Source organism: Ruminococcus difficilis, assembly GCF_016680995.1.
In genome coordinates this window covers 1-15,732 of the sequence record NZ_JAEQMG010000114.1, presented here as the reverse complement: position 1 = coordinate 15,732, position 15,732 = coordinate 1, and the positions used below count along the sequence as shown (strand labels likewise).

Genomic DNA, 15,732 nt, shown 5'->3' with positions numbered 1-15,732 from the left:
AAACTCCGACAGAGGTTAAGTGGGCAATGATGAATTCGAGCGCGTGAATCGCGTGCTCAGCCTTTTGGCGTGAATGAATCAGTGGCTGCTTCGTTCTCGTGCGCGTGTTCGGCGGTTTGAAAATGCTTGAAAAAGCTTGATTCCCCTAAGATAAGAAATTGAAGGGAGGCAAAGGTATGCTGCGAAAAACGATTCGATTTATGGACTCCGCCGTCAATCGAATTGTAGCTATCCTTTGCCTCCTGCTGTTTCTTATATGCCTTTACGCCATGATCGACGCGGTCAATGTCTATCTGAACGCGAACGATAAGAGCGTACTCAAATACAAACCTCAGCTCGGTCACGGCAGCGAAGCGCTCGGAGAGCTTTCCGATGACGCCGTCGCGTGGCTGACGATCGACAACACCTCCATTGACTACCCTGTGATGCAGGGCAGGAACAATGAAGAGTACATCAACAAAGATCCATTCGGAGAATTCTCGCTGTCCGGCTCTATTTTTCTGGACAGTAGGAATCGTGCGGACTTTTCCGACCCTTACTCGATACTCTACGGTCACCATATGGAGCATGGAGCCATGTTCGGCGCTTTGGATGACTTTATCAAACAGGAATATTTTGATCAGCACCGCACCGGTACGCTGATCACGACCTCGGGGCAGGATTACACCATCCGGCTGTTTGCCGCCTGTAAGGCGGACGCGACGGAAAAGACGGTGTTCGATCCGCCCGACAGCACCAATGAAGAATTGCTGCAATATCTCAAGCAGCACGCGGCGGTCTTTGAGCCGCAGGGCGTTGACGCCCACAGCAGAGTACTGGCGATGACTACCTGCCAGTCCGCCGAAAACGTAGAGCGAATGGCTGTTTTCGGCATATTAACACCGGTCACATAACCGATAAGGAAGTATTCATGAAAAGAGTATTTGCTTTCAGCGTTGTTTTGGCGCTGATCTTCGCTGTGCTGGGCGCTCATGGTAGCGCCGCTCAGACAGTGCCCGTCGATATCTGGGTAGATATCAAAAACGGCGGCACGGCGGTCATTATCACAGAAGTCAACAGCCCCCTGCCCGATCGGTCGAGTATGACGCTCGCCGACGGACAGAGCGAGGCGTTCCATATCGATTTCTCCGAAGAAGGCACCTATGCTTATTCCATCAGGATAGAGCCCGACGACAGAGAGATCACCTTTGACGATACCGTATACCGTGTCAATGTGTTTGTCACGGAGGAAAGCGGAAGGCTGTATACGAGTATCGTGATCTACAATCAAAAAACCGGCGGCAAGTACTCCCCTCAGGGGTACGATGAGCCGTGCACGGTCACCTTTGTCAATGACTTTACCCCCGATGAGACGACCGCTCCGACCCAGTCGGGCGAGAGTGAAACGACGTCCGAGACGGTCACAGCGACAGATCGGGATTCGGGAAGCGCAAAAGGCGATTCAGGCGATTCAAACGATGACGCGAACAACGCGTCGAAGGAATCGGACGTCAAGTCCCGTCCGCAGACGGGCGACGATTCACGGCTGGACTTTTTTCTGCTGCTTGCGATCATCGCGTCAGCGGGACTGTTCATGCTGTCGGTATTCTATTACCGCTCTGTTGTGAAAGAAACACAGAAAGGATAAATCTTTACTAACGAAACCGACTTAGAAAGTTCCGGAAAGGAGGGTCGGCATATGCGATCATACAACAGAATATTGTCAGTCGCCGGTAGCCTGCTCTCCTTGAAGAAGCATCCGCGCGGAAGAGTCAGCCGCCGGGTCATGTGCCGGATCTTCTGTATGGTGTGCGCGCTGACAATATTATTATCGAGTTTCCCGCTGTCCGTATTTGCCGTGACCGGCTCCGACGGACTTCGTAATCAAAGCATCGAGCTGAATCTGGACACCGATCCCGACGCGACCGTCAAGCTCAACGGTATGATGCCGCACAACGCCGTCGCGACCGTCACCGACGTGACCGGCGACTATGCGGAGGACGTCGACGCGCTCGAACCTTCCTCGGTCATCGCCGCTTATGACATCACCATCACTCACGGTGATAAGGAATATCAGCCCGACGAGAAAAAGCCGATCCATGTGGAGATCGCCCATCCGGGGATCAGCGGCAGTGCCGAGACAATGCTCGTGCATATCAAGGATGACGGTACCCGCGAGGAGATCGAGGACTTTACCGTAGAGGACGGCAAGCTCAGTTTCTACGCGACGGGCTTCAGTATTTATGAGATCGTTGAGATCAACAACGGAGGCGCGACCGGCGGAAATGCGCAAAACGTCGCGGAGCTCACAGAGCAGGAAGGTCTGACCTTTGGCTTTAACCTGTATTACGGCTCGCCGCCGAAATACTTTACCTCTCAGCTCAACAGTAATGACGCCCTCAAAGAAACTACCAATCAAGCAGAGGCCGCCGTCTGGTTTTTTGAAGAGGCCGGAGACTGCTTGAAAATGTATACCTATGTCAACGGCGTCAAGAAGTATCTGCATAATAAAAACGCAAATCTTGTGGAGTTGTCGGAGACAGCCGCGGATTCGCTTGAGATCCATATCGCCGCTTCAGCACCCCGAGGCTTTTATATCAAGCAGGACGGCGCGGAAAAGTGGATCCAGCATTCAAACGGCGGCGGAGGTATCCGTTATTATACCGATAACAATAACGCGACGAACTCTAAGATCTATATCCGACACGCTATGCCGCAGGGTATTGATATCACCGCGATCGAAAAGCTCACCGAAAAACCGTACGGTCTGTTCCATTACTCGGATGGCTCTACGGTCGGTAACGCGCTGATGGCGCAGGGCGATACACACTCTCTGGTCAAGCTCGTCCTGACGGCAGAGGGCAACAACCGTATCCTTTATGTTGACGAGAACAACGAGATCGATCAGTGGCGTTTTCAATACGATCCTTCCGACGGAAAGTTTACCGTGTCGGTCAATAATGCGTCCGGTACGCAGTATCTTTGCGCCGACAGCAACGGCATATCGACAACGGGCGTTCCCGCGAACGCCGGAAAATTCAACGTGCATATTTCCGAGGATCACCGAATCCAGCTGGAGTCAAACGGATATTTTGTGACCTATGAGCCCAGAGGGCAGGATGAAGGCGGCAGCCGCTTCGGCGTCACAACAATCTCCTCCGACAGCTTTACGTGGCTGAATCTTCTCGACCGTGCGTCGTTGGAAGACAACGATCTGATCACCTTCTCCGCCGACCGCGTGAGCGTGTCCGATATCCCGAACGGTCAGAAGGTCATCGTCTATGTGCGTGTTTGGAACGAAGAAGAGCTGCGCTATGATATGTACGCGGTCGACCGCGACGGCAGTCTCTATCCGTGCTATGCCTCGGGCGGTAAGATCATGTGGCTCGGCGACGATACCGGCTCGCTCGAATGGGAGTTCACCGAGTATCTGGATGCGGTCACAAAGCAACCGAACTATTACTATGAGCTGTACAATCCGTATTCCGAAAAATACCTTGCACCGCAGCTGACGGGCAATCAGGTCCTGTCCGAGAACCCGATCGGTATCAATATCCCCGGCAGAAGAGACGGCGAGTTCTACAGCAACGTGATCGCTTGGGACAACACCCGATACGCTTATATCGGTCTGCGTCCCAACGCGGACAAAACAGCGCTCGAGCCCTGTGCCGAGTCCGCGGCACTGCCCTTCTATTTCGCCACGCTGGAGGAGCTCAACCTCAGTGACCGACTGCACGAGGTGCCGACGCTCGATAACAACCAGTACGGCATCAAGATGAAGATGGTCGATTTCGGCGTGCGTGAGGGAAAGGATTACGGCGCTTCGGACGGAGCCGACGTTACATGGGACTATTTCAACGGTGCGAACTCAGGCACCTTGACAACGGGACTTCTCAGTTCTTATCTGGATGAGAACGGTTATCCCATCGCTACACCGACCAACAAAAACTTCGGCGGCGCTTATGCCGGCGCGAGAGATGTCAACCACCTGTTCCTCGAGAGAGTACATGAATCGAGCGGTTATTTTGAATTTGACAGCACCCAGAACTTTGCGACGCTGAAGAAAAACAACGGAGACGGAACCGTCAGCTGGAACGACGGCGAGAACGGTGAGACCAACTTCACTCTTTACCATGAGCTGGGTACTCACGACAGAACATCGACAGCGAACTCGCTCAAGCACGGTCAGTTCTATCCGTTTGATACCATCCTGCCCGGCGTTTATGCGCAAAAGAACCCTCAAAACCTGTATTCGTCACTCACCTCTCCGAGAGCTGATATCGGCAGACTGCCGGAGGATGATCCCAGAAAATACGAACAGCTTCATCTCATACAGACAGAGGCTCCCAAAAACGCGGACTACTATTTCGGTATGGAAATGGAAGCTTCCTTCGTACAGACGCCGTCCGGTCTGGACGCGTGGGGTCATGATATCATCTTTGAATTCACCGGTGACGACGACTTCTGGCTGTATGTTGACGGTCAGCTTATTCTCGATCTCGGCGGCATCCATTCCGCCGTTATGGGTACGATCAACTTCCGTACCGGCGACGTCTACTATGATAAAGCCGGCACCAGTATACACGGAGAGATGGGTCATTCCACCCTGCGTCAGCTTTTCTCCGAAAACTATATGAAGCAGCATCCCGGCGCGACGCAGGCGGAGTTGGATGAATATCTGTCCGAGTATTTTGTCGAGGGAGAAAACATCTTTAAGGATTATTCCACCCACACGATGAAGGTGTTCTATATGGAGCGCGGCGCTAACGCCTCCAATCTGCACATGCGCTTCAATATCGCGGCTGTTACGCCCGGACACGTTGTCGTTTCCAAAAACGTCAGCGGTGAGGGCGCGGATGAGCTCGACACGGACTTTCTTGAGTATCCGTTCCAGATCTACTATACCCTCCCCGAAGGTCCCAACGGCGAGCCCGGTGAGGAGCATCTGCTCGGCAACGATGACGAAAACGTTCGAGTGACCTATCAGAACTCCAACCACCCTGTCAACTTCGTCCGAAAATACCGACCACCGGGATTCACCGAAGAACAGGCGTATAATAATATCTACTTTATCAATCCGTCGAGGAACGCGGAGATCGCCTTCCCCGATGAAACGATCACCTACAGGATCGTGGAGTGTGCCGTTAACTCCTCTGTTTACGGTAATGTCACGATCAACGGCGAGGAGGTTCCCGATGACAGGATCGAGATCAGGGGCGATCTGAGGAGCTACTCATCCGAGACTGGCTCCGCTCAGCTTCGACCGAGTATCTCCTTTGACAACCACGTTAACGATAATGTGATCAAGGACCTTTTGATCACGAAAAAGCTCCTGGATGAAAACAATCAGGAGGTTACGGACGATCCCGCCACCTTCAACTTCAGACTTTCGATCTCGTCCGTTGAGATTCCTGCAGATCAGATCCCGCGTGCGAATATGTACAGCTACCTTGTACTTTCGCCGGATAAGAATATGTGTCGATACGATCCCGATACACAGGGCTTTGCGGAAACATCCATCAGCTATTCCCGCGCGAACTACAGAGCGATTCAGAACGGTGAGATCTCCGGCCTCAGCGTCGATGACGTCACCTTCAAAACCTCGGGCTTCGGCGCGATCTCGGGCATCCCGGCGGGCTACACGATCTGTGTTCCCGGTCTGCCTGTCGGCTCTGTCTTCAAGGTCACCGAGGATCCCAAGACCGGCTACGGTCTGATGGGCTATGAGCGCGTCATGGGCTCCAAGATACATGAGGATGGTCATGAGGAGGAGATCCCCTCTTATCTCCAGTATGACGATAATCCGCTGAATGTCGGTAAGGTCATTGCCGATGAAAACCCGCAGATGGAGGTTCATAACCGTAAGGGCTACGGTATTACGGCGAAGAAGGAATGGAGCGATCTGAGCATCACCACCGGACACAGCTCGATCTATACGGCGGTGTATGTGGACGGCGCGCTGCTCGAAGGCTCCGTCAAGCAGATCAAATCCCCCGCGACCTCAGCCAACTATTTCTGGACAAGGCTGCAGCCGAACGCAGACGGTAGCGAACGCACCGATCTGGACGGCTATGTGATCAGAGAGGTCACCATCAGTAATCCGGATCCTACAGTGTCCGATGACGGTACGGTCACCGACGCCGGCACGGTAACGCCGCTCGCGTCAGGCGACAGAGTCAATCTGGTCGCGTCGCGGATCGACGCCGTCACTCCGGAGGGAGAGGATAATGACCGGGCGTATGACTATATCGTTACCTATGATCAGAACGATATCTCGAATACCTCGCGCGAGGATACCATCACCAATATCCGTGAGGGCGGTATCGCGATCCGACTCTTTAAGTGGGATTCCGATATCCCGCTGCGGAACGGTCAGTTCACCCTGACCGACAGCTCCGGCAATACGGTGGGCACCTATTATTCCGACTCGGACGGCTTGGTGACCGTTCTGTATGACTTTGACAAGAATCAGACCTATACGCTGACCGAGACCGCGGCGCCGAGAGGCTATGTCGGACTGCAAAAGAATCTTTGCTTTGAGGTGAACAACGACGGTTCCGTTTCACTGTTCTATGAGGACGGCACCGAGTGGGGTACCAAGGACAGCACCGATCTGAAATGGGCGAACGGTAAGCCCGGCAGTAACGGTCTGAGCGCGTATGTCGACGTCTATAATAAGCAGTTCAATTTCAAGGTCGCCAAGATGGACAGTGAAGACAGCGGCATGATGCTGGATAACGCCCACTTCGCGCTTTATAAGCAGACGAATACCACCATCGGCGGTTATGAAAAGAACCGCGATCCCATGACCGGCTTTGAGGATATGGTCACCGTGAACGGTGAGCTGTATATCTGCGGCGGCGACAGCGGCAGAACCATCAATCCCGGCAGCGCGGGCTCCGTCTATTTCCTGACAGAAACCCAGGCGCCGCTGACCTATACACGGCTCGAGGACGATATCGTCTTTCGTATCTCGCCGCTCGGCGTACCATCTCTGATCAGTGACTCCTATAACGGTCAGCTGGTCGAGACCGAGGACAGCTATATCTATACGCTGAGCGTACCGAATGAGAAGAAAAACGAAAACAAGATCCTCACCGTCCGCAAGGTGGTATCGGGCAGCGCGGCGGATACCGATCTGGAATTCGCCTTTACCCTGACGGTGGAAGGCGCCGAGCCGACCGACACTTATGAGTGGTTGAAAAACGGCGTCGCGCAGAGCGAGGGCATTCACTCCGGCGACACGTTCTATCTCAAGCATAATGAAACGGCGGAGTTCGCCGTACCGCAGAACGCAGAAGTCACCATCAGTGAGCAGAACGGCAATTATTCGGCGTCGTTCCAACTGGATGACGCTCCGTCAGAGCAAACGAACACCATGAGCTTTACCGTAGTGGATGATACGATGCTCGTAGTGACAAACACACTCGGCCATATCATTCCGACCGGTCTGTTTGACACCATGCTTCTCTTGTGGGAGATCGTGCTACTGCCGGCAGGCATCGCGGCGTTCTTCCTGTGGTATCGAAAGAAACACTATCGTTTTCCGTTTCGCTGAGCGTCACCGTTGACATAACAAAATGATCAAGCCCTTTTACAGCTTTCCTTCTGTAAAAGGGCTTTTGTTCGTTGTGAATAATTGTACGATAGGTTGCTGTCCTAAAAACAAGTCAAATCTATGGACAAAACCTATATGTTTTGATACAATGAATGTAATGATTCAACGGAGGGTTGAAAATGAGCGTGATCGGAGAGCAAATCAAAAAGTATCGTGTCCAAAAGAAATACACGCAGGAGAAGCTCGGCGGCATGATCGGCGTCACGACGCAGGCTGTTTCCAAATGGGAGCGCGGAGGTACCCCCGACGCGGAGGTTCTGCCGCGGCTTGCCGACGCGCTGGGTGTCAGCATCGACGCGCTGTTCGGCAGAGAGGAGCAGGATGTACAGCTCTTGCTGAGCAAAAAGCTGAGCTCACTGCCGAGTGAAGAGGCATTTCGTCAGGCGTTCAACTATTGTTGGTCATTCATCCCCGGACTGACGGGCGACGAGAGCTTTTCGGAGAGCTTTTACGAAGCTTTTTCCGGTCATCTCGTTCAGCAAACCGAACAAAGCCCGGATTTCATCGCGAAGCTCCTGCGTGACGACGGTTTGACGATGGCGCGGATGTCAAATGATTTCCGCTATTTTTTCCTGATGGTACGGCCGCAGGAGGACAGCATTCTGTCTTATTTTGAAAGTGAAGAAGCCATCCGACAGGTCTTTGCGCTCTTAGCGGATAAAAAGATACTGAAGACTCTCTATTATCTTTATACGGTGTCCAACATCCCGGTCACCACCCAGCTGATCAGTCAGGGAACAGGAATGGAGCTGAGCGAGGTGGAGCGCTGTATGAAGACGCTATGTGACAAAAAGATCGTGCATCCCATGAAGATCGCCTCGGTAGACGGGGAGATCAACTCGTATATCATCCGCTTTGAGGCGAACGTAATGCCGCTGCTTTGTTACGCGGACGAGATCGCCAAGGGATGCCAGTACCCGTTCTTCGGTCTGTGTGACAGAGAAAAACCGCTTTTTTAAACTGTCGGTTGAATCATTCTCCGATCTGTTGAATAATCGATTAAACAGTTGCTTGATATTGATCGGGCAGCTGTTTTATTATAGTGGTAGTAAACGACGCACTCATCATTGTTGAAAGGATGGTTTTCATGAAAACTGTTTTGACGAAATATTGCGCTTTGATCCTTGTTATCTCTCTTCTGACCGCTTGTGATGCTACGGTCGTCAGCGCGGAGGAGATAATCTATCAGCCGCAGACCTCCGTCGAAGAGGCGATCGCTCAGGCGGGATCAGCGACAGGCGGATCGATCGCCACCAACCGTATCTACTTCCAAATGCCCCGATTAGACAGCTGGTACAGCGAATACGGCGTTTATCATAACCGATATTACGCGGGCATTTACTGGTGGAACGGTTCCGTTCAGCCGCAAGCCTATCCCGGCTATCGCGCCTCTGTCGATCAATACGATCAGGGCGTCTACTATGCCGACGTTCCCGCCGACGTTATCAACGTGATCTGGAACAATGGCTTTTTCGCGGAGCAATCGGAGAACCCCGATATATTTGATCAGCATTGTCAGACCGAGATCATCAATATCGAAGAAGCATACGCGGGCGACTATGATACCCTCCCCGAGGGCAGTCCCAACCAAACTGATATGGACGGCTGTATCTTCATCGTCGATCCCGATCCCGAGATCACCACAAGTCCGTACATCCCCAACAGACCGTTCGTCGGCAACTGGTATGTTTACTACGGGGACGGCTGTTACGGCAGCTACGCGACAACGAGCGAGAACTTTATCTCCCGTGACGAAAACTGCTTGAACCCCGATCACTTTGACGAACAAGGCGTCCATATCGGCGGCGATCATATCAAAGCGCCCGATGTTCCCAATGATACGCTCGTCTACGGCGACGCCGACTGCGACGGTGCGGTGACGATCCTCGACGCGACTGTGATCCAGCGCGTATTGATCGAATATCCGCAGGATGTTTTCAGCGAAAAGGCTGCCGATGTGGACGGAAACGGTCTGGATGTGACTGACGCGACCCGGATCCAGCGATTCACGGCAGGGATGATCGATCACTTTCCGATCGAAAACGCCCTGGTTTGATGTCCGATCAACTAAAAAAGGAACAAAAAAATGAAAGCGATTATCACAAGAGCGATCTGCGGTGTTCTTTGCGTTGTATTCATCATGATCACCGCGGGATGTACCGACCGAACCAAAGAAACACAAAGCGCCGAAACCGCGTCGGAAACGATATCGACCGATAAGAAAGATCGGCTCGACGAAGTGTTATCGAACAACAGCTTCAAGGGTATTGTGCAGATCACCAAGGGCGGCGACGCGATCTATCAATATGTCGACGGCAACGATGATAACAAACAGCCGTTGACGATCGACGCTTCCATGCCCATCGGCTCCGTATCAAAGCAATTCTGCGCGGCATGCATCATGCTGCTTTGCGAGCAAAAGAAGCTCAGCGTAGACGACACCTTGGAGCGCTATTTCCCCGCATATCAATACGGCGACAAGCTGACGATCAAAAACCTTCTCAACATGAGCTCCGGAATCAAAAACCACCTGGAGCTGGTGGATCCGAAATCCTTGGGCGCAGATGAACAGGACAACGTCGATACCATCAAGAAAGCGATATTTGACGCGGAATTGCAATTTGACCCCGGTGATGATTACGGGTATTCCAACTCCAACTACTTTTTGCTCGCCGAGATCGTGGAACAGGTGAGCGGCATCTCCTATCATGAGTATCTCAGAAAAAACTTTTTGGAACCGCTGGAAATGACCCACACCGGTTTTACGTATGGGGCAGCCGGGGATAGCGACCGTAACTTCACGCTTTCCGAAGCGTCGTCAACGCAAGCGGAATTCTACAATCCCGGCTTGACCAAGGGAGCGGGCGACGTGGTATCTAACGCGGCGGATATGGATCGGTGGATGCGCGGACTCAGCGGCGGCAAGGTGATATCGACCGACGCTTTCCGACAGATGACGCAGGACGTCAATCCGTACAGCTCGGAGGAATACTGCTACGGTTTTTGGCATATGTCATACGGCGGCGCGGGTCACGTCGGACAGATCCCTCCGCATTTCGGCGCGGTGGATTACATCAATACCGACCGTGATGTGTACCTGTTCGCTGTGTCCAACACCGGATCCGGCATGTCGTATGTACAGCAGATCCCGAGTGCGCTGCTGAAAATACTGTTTGAGGATAAGTAAAGCAACATGAAAAGACTGACAGCGATTATGCTGATGGCGGTGATCGTGACATTACTGCTTGCATCGTGCGGGGAAAACGGAAACAATGACCTCCATACGCTGTATTTTAAGGATATCGAGAAGAGAAAAGAAGTCGTCGCCGTTTTTGAAAATCATGAGAGCAAGGCTGCGACTGAGGTCAAAATGAAATCAGTCGGCGAGGATCAATACGGCTGTACCTATTCCTGCGAGGGCGACCCTTCTGCTTATGATACGGTACACTTCAGTTATGACGGCTTCCATACTACTAAGGTCGCGTTCAACCGCTGTGTCAGCGGATGGTACAATTCCAAACACGGTTTTCTGCCGTATACCGAGGGGTCGGATGATCCGTATGAAAGCCGTGTCCTTAACTGCGTCGATTCCGATGATACTTTTATCTACAACAACGAGATGTATGACGACGTGACCTTGACCTTCAACGGCTATGACAAGGTCTTGCATATATGGACGCCGGACGATTATGACCCGTCCTCGGATGAAAAATACGCCACTGTTTATCTGCTTGACGGGCAGGTTATGATCTATCTGGGTTTTCCGGGCGAGACGCTTCTCAAAAGCGAGAACGCCGATGTGCAGGTACAGAGTATGACGGCGGCGACCGGCTATCAGGCGATTGTCGTGGCGGTCGATACCTTTGGCGACGCGAAGCAGGATTACACCCGAATGGATGAGCTGGTGCCCGATTTAGGTGAGCTTGCTTTCGAGGAAGAAACGAAGAAATGCGGAACGCTGCTCTCTGATTTTATCGCAGACACGGCGGTTCCTTATGTTCAGCAGCATTACAATGTTTATACCGACGCTTTGCATACCTCTGTCGTCGGCAAGTCTCTGGGCGGACTGGAAGCCTTCTATATCGCGTTGGAGCATCCTGAGCTCTTTGGTACGGCGGGCGTTATGTCGCCTTCATTCATGCTGTACACGGATGAAAGCTGGCGGTCGTATCTCAGTAAAAAGAGCTTTGATAAGCAAGCTCCTTTTCTGTATTTCTACTGCGGGAATGAAGAAGCGGACAACGGAGATGTGACCGATGAGATGGTCGCCCGCATCAAAGAGATGGGTTATCCCGAGGATCGGTTTGCCTATCGTCGGGAGGAGATAGGCGGTCATGAAACTTCCTTCTGGCGCGGTATTTTTTCAGAATTCTTGAACGCGATGGTTTATCAGGGCAGATAGACGCATGATTTTGATCAAGGGGATAAAGAAAATGAAAAAAGTATTATCATTCGCTTCCATTATCATCATCATAGCTGTTCTTCTCGCCGCCTGCGGTGGCTCCGACAGTGGTAAAACAGCGGAAACAACGGCGCCTGAGCCCGTGACGAATCTGTCAAAGCCCGACATGACAAAATGGCATTACAATAAAGAATATGATCTTTACTATCAGGTCGGTATCGCCTATTGTGAAACGCCTGCCGACGAACACTATGAACAGCTCGCGGTCTTTGTTCCCGGCGCGTATATGGACGCGGCGGATAACGGCGACGATACCTATACCTGCAAGCTGAACGACAGCGCTCAGCTGAGCGGCTATACCGCCCTGAACGCGCCGGTCACGATGGAGATCCACACGCCCGGTTATGCCGCCGCTGAAGCATTGAGCGAGGAGTTTGTGTCCCGGAACAAGGCTATCTTAGAGAATATCGCGGCGATCACCTCGCGGGGAATGATCTATATCTCTCCCGGCTGCCGCGGCATCCGTGAAGGCGCTCCCGCGGGCGTTACCGACCTCAAAGCGGCGATCCGTTATCTTCGCTATGCCGATGATGTGATCCCCGGCGATATGGAGAGCATCTTTGTATGCGGCATGAGCGGCGGAGGCGCGCAGGCGGCGATCCTCGGCGCGTCCGGCGACAGCGCCCTGTATGCTCCGTATCTGGAAGCAATCGGCGCGGTACAGGGAGTGTCCGACGCCGTCAAGGGCACGATGGCGTGGTGTCCCGTCACCAACCTCGGCACCGCCAACGCGGAGTACGAGTGGATGATGGGCTGTACCCACAAGGATCGCAGTGCGGAAGAAAACGCGATCTCCGACGGATTGGCAAAGGCGTATATGCAATATGTCAACAGAGCCGGCTTCAAGGACGCCAACGGCAAGGCGCTGACCCTGACGGAGTCCGCGGAAGGGATCGCGCAGGCGGGCAGTTATTATGAGCATGTCAAGGGCGTGATCGAGACCTCGCTCAACCATTACTTGACCGATACGAATTTCGGCAACAGCTCCGCGCAGGAGTATATCGACAGCCTGAACGCGGATCAAAAATGGATCACCTATGACAAGAGCACCAATACCGCCAGGATCACAAGCGTTGCGGATTTTGTCAAACACTGCAAAACCGCCTCCGACGGAATGTTGGCATTCGACGCACCCGGGAGCAACATCTTACTGTTCGGCTGCGGCGACGGGAAAGGCGCTCACTTCGACAGCATCCTTGCCGATGTGCTGACCGGGCTGAACAGCGAATACGCCGCGGAATACAACGACGATCTCAAAAAGACCGATCCCCTCGGTTACAGCATCAAACAGCGCGTGAATATGTATACCCCGCTCTATTATCTGATGGAGAGCGAGGACGGTTACGAAACGGCGAAGGTCGCGCCCTGTTGGCGGATCCGTTCCGGGATCGAGCAAAAGACAAACGCGCTGACCACCGAGATCAATCTGGCGCTCGCGCTGGATCAATATGAAAGCGTTGACAGCGTTGATTTTGAGACCGTATGGGAGCAGGATCATACCGAGGCGGAGCGTTTCGGCAACAGCACCGAAAACTTCACCGCGTGGGTCGATCACTGTATGAAAGGCTGATATAAAGGAGAATTACCGTGATGATAAAAAAGATACTGTCAGGAATATTATGCGCCGTGCTGTGCGTTTCGATATTGACGGCGTGTTCCGATCCCGCGAACAGCACCGCCGATTCCAAAAAGGCGGTCGGTGAACTGCTGCGTCCGCTGACGGTCAGAGCGCCCAAGAAGTACAGCGAGATGACCGCGACCTTTCTGAACACCGGGACCGGTGAAACATGGCAGACGACAATGACGATCAGCGAGGAGGACGACTGTAACATCTTTCGCTGTGAGGCGGACGTCAACAAATACAACATGGTGCATTTTACCAGCGACGGCAAGGACAGCATGGACGTCGCGTTCAACAGCTTCATCAGCGGCTGGAACGTCGAGAACGATATGCTGCTGCCATATACAGTCGGCGAAAAGCCTGTCTATGATCCGCAGTTTGAAACAAAGACGTTTCAGTTTGACGGGCGGGAGAAAAAGGTCTATATCTGGACGCCAGAGGATTACGACGAAAAGGCTCAGGAAAAGTATTCCGTCATCTATCTGTTTGACGGTCAGAGCGTTTTGGCGACCGGCAGAGACAAAGGGATGGATAACGATATGGTGTGCTGGAATGTCAGCGAGCACCTTACGAGCATGATGGATGTGACCGAAAACAAGGCGATCCTCGTTGCGGTCGACAACTCCGACGCCTTCCGAATGGATGAGCTGGTTCCCGATCTGGGCGAGATAAACATGGAGGATGCGCCCGAAAACGCCAAGGCGGAGGATCTGACCGAAAAGCGCGGCAGTGCCTTCGCGGATTTCCTCTGCGATACCGTGATGCCGTATATCAACGAGCATTATCATGTCCATACCGACGCAAAGCATACCGCGCTCGCCGGCAGTTCTCTGGGCGGGCTGGAGACCTTTTACACGGTGCTGTCCCATCCCGACAAGTTCGGCACGGGCGGCGTGATGTCGGCTACCTTTGATATGTACGCCGAAAAGGAATGGACGGCATTTCTCAAGGACAAGCTGAAAATGAAAAACGCGCCGTTTTTGTATTTCTACGCCGGCAGCTATCACGCGGATAACGGCAATGTGACCGAAACGATGTATAACGATCTGATCAAGAAAGGCTACGCCAAGGAGAAGCTCGTATTCAGCAAGTACGAGCCCGGCGAGCATCTGATCGAGTATTGGAGAAGCATCTATCCCGAATTTCTGGAGGCTGTGTTCACACAGAATGTTTCGGCATTATCCTGCGGCGTTCCGGTGCAATATGAGGATACCACCGATCCCCTCGAGAAGTATCTTGAAGAACTCGACCTTGATCCTAATGACATCGAGCCCGGCTATGTCTATTATGATAACAGTGAGACGAAATGGGATAAGGTCTATGCCTACTGGTGGGGCGGGCTGGCGTTCAACAGCTTCACCCGGGATCCGTATTATTACGCGGAGTGGCCGGGCTTTGAGATGGAGCGCTTAGGCAGCTCCGATATCTATCGTGTCATAGCGCCTTGGGGCAACACCGGCATCATCTTTGATTCCGGTGTGACCGACAAAGAGGTCGCTCAGGGCAAGACAGCGTTCCAGACTACCGATATCCCCTACAACAACGACCTGATCGGCAAGCTCTACAAGATCGATATGTCGGTCGATCCCACACCCGATCCCGGCAATATGAAAACAAAATCCCGATATTCCGCCGGAGCATGGTCGGATTATTCAGAATAGTCAAACCGCGGTAAAGATACCGCACTGATCACGGACGATCCATTGACAATGCGAGAAAAGACGCGCGTCCGATCTCAACCGATAGAATCATAATACGATAAACAAAAGACAGGGCTGTCACAGTGTACCCCGACCCCCGAAAGTTAGATTGAGAACTAACTTTCGGGGGCTTTTTGTATGAGAGTATAGTCATAATGATCGGAAACAAACCTTATAAAAAATCCGATTAAAAAAATATAGTATTTGCAAAGAAGTTGCAAAGTTCGGGCTGTTATACTGTAGCCACAGTCAAAGAGAAAAGCCGAGGCTCGGAGCCCTCGGATAACGACGGACGAGGACTGAGCTGTGAAGTCGCAGCAGGCGACGGAACAGATCAGACGAGTAGGAGTTA

At 52.7% G+C, this 15,732-nt stretch carries 9 protein-coding genes; all 9 read left to right on the top strand.

The annotated features are described in order from the left end of the window. The first annotated feature begins 176 nt into the window (after window positions 1-176). The 9 genes from srtB (at window position 177) to JKK62_RS10730 (ending at window position 15,341) form a co-directional block, all read left to right on the top strand. The gene (gene srtB, locus JKK62_RS10770) at window positions 177-893 is read left to right on the top strand and encodes a class B sortase (protein ID WP_201427900.1); all 717 of its coding nucleotides are present in this window, start codon (window positions 177-179) and stop codon (window positions 891-893) included. 17 nt (window positions 894-910) lie between these two features. Beyond that, window positions 911-1,627, top strand: a complete 717-nt coding sequence (locus JKK62_RS10765; RefSeq protein ID WP_201427899.1) for a Spy0128 family protein — start codon at window positions 911-913, stop codon at window positions 1,625-1,627. A 51-nt stretch (window positions 1,628-1,678) separates the two neighbouring features. Further along, window positions 1,679-7,537 (top strand): DUF7601 domain-containing protein, encoded by a 5,859-nt coding sequence (locus tag JKK62_RS10760; protein WP_201427898.1) that lies wholly within the window; start codon window positions 1,679-1,681, stop codon window positions 7,535-7,537. Window positions 7,538-7,716: 179 nt separating this feature from the next. Further along, window positions 7,717-8,556 (top strand): helix-turn-helix domain-containing protein, encoded by an 840-nt coding sequence (locus JKK62_RS10755; protein WP_201427897.1) that lies wholly within the window; start codon window positions 7,717-7,719, stop codon window positions 8,554-8,556. Window positions 8,557-8,684: 128 nt separating this feature from the next. After that, entirely contained in the window at window positions 8,685-9,653 is a 969-nt protein-coding gene (locus tag JKK62_RS10750; protein ID WP_201427896.1) for a dockerin type I repeat-containing protein, read from the top strand. 30 nt (window positions 9,654-9,683) lie between these two features. Then, complete coding sequence (locus tag JKK62_RS10745; RefSeq protein WP_201427895.1) at window positions 9,684-10,784, top strand: serine hydrolase domain-containing protein; 1,101 nt, start codon at window positions 9,684-9,686, stop codon at window positions 10,782-10,784. 6 nt (window positions 10,785-10,790) lie between these two features. Then, window positions 10,791-11,999, top strand: a complete 1,209-nt coding sequence (locus JKK62_RS10740) for an alpha/beta hydrolase (protein WP_201427894.1) — start codon at window positions 10,791-10,793, stop codon at window positions 11,997-11,999. 31 nt (window positions 12,000-12,030) lie between these two features. Continuing rightward, entirely contained in the window at window positions 12,031-13,629 is a 1,599-nt protein-coding gene (locus tag JKK62_RS10735) for an alpha/beta hydrolase family protein (RefSeq protein ID WP_201427893.1), read from the top strand. A gap of 20 nt (window positions 13,630-13,649) precedes the next feature. Next, window positions 13,650-15,341, top strand: a complete 1,692-nt coding sequence (locus JKK62_RS10730; RefSeq protein WP_201427892.1) for an alpha/beta hydrolase — start codon at window positions 13,650-13,652, stop codon at window positions 15,339-15,341. Window positions 15,342-15,732: the final 391 nt, after the last annotated feature.

Bases quoted from the DNA above. Each gene is read 5' to 3' on its own strand.
- JKK62_RS10730 (WP_201427892.1), top strand. From the start codon at position 13,650: ATGATAAAAAAGATACTGTCAGGAATATTATGCGCCGTGCTGTGCGTT.
- JKK62_RS10750 (WP_201427896.1), top strand. From the start codon at position 8,685: ATGAAAACTGTTTTGACGAAATATTGCGCTTTGATCCTTGTTATCTCT.
- JKK62_RS10745 (WP_201427895.1), top strand. From the start codon at position 9,684: ATGAAAGCGATTATCACAAGAGCGATCTGCGGTGTTCTTTGCGTTGTA.
- JKK62_RS10735 (WP_201427893.1), top strand. From the start codon at position 12,031: ATGAAAAAAGTATTATCATTCGCTTCCATTATCATCATCATAGCTGTT.
- JKK62_RS10755 (WP_201427897.1), top strand. From the start codon at position 7,717: ATGAGCGTGATCGGAGAGCAAATCAAAAAGTATCGTGTCCAAAAGAAA.
- JKK62_RS10740 (WP_201427894.1), top strand. From the start codon at position 10,791: ATGAAAAGACTGACAGCGATTATGCTGATGGCGGTGATCGTGACATTA.
- JKK62_RS10760 (WP_201427898.1), top strand. From the start codon at position 1,679: ATGCGATCATACAACAGAATATTGTCAGTCGCCGGTAGCCTGCTCTCC.
- JKK62_RS10765 (WP_201427899.1), top strand. From the start codon at position 911: ATGAAAAGAGTATTTGCTTTCAGCGTTGTTTTGGCGCTGATCTTCGCT.
- srtB (WP_201427900.1), top strand. From the start codon at position 177: ATGCTGCGAAAAACGATTCGATTTATGGACTCCGCCGTCAATCGAATT.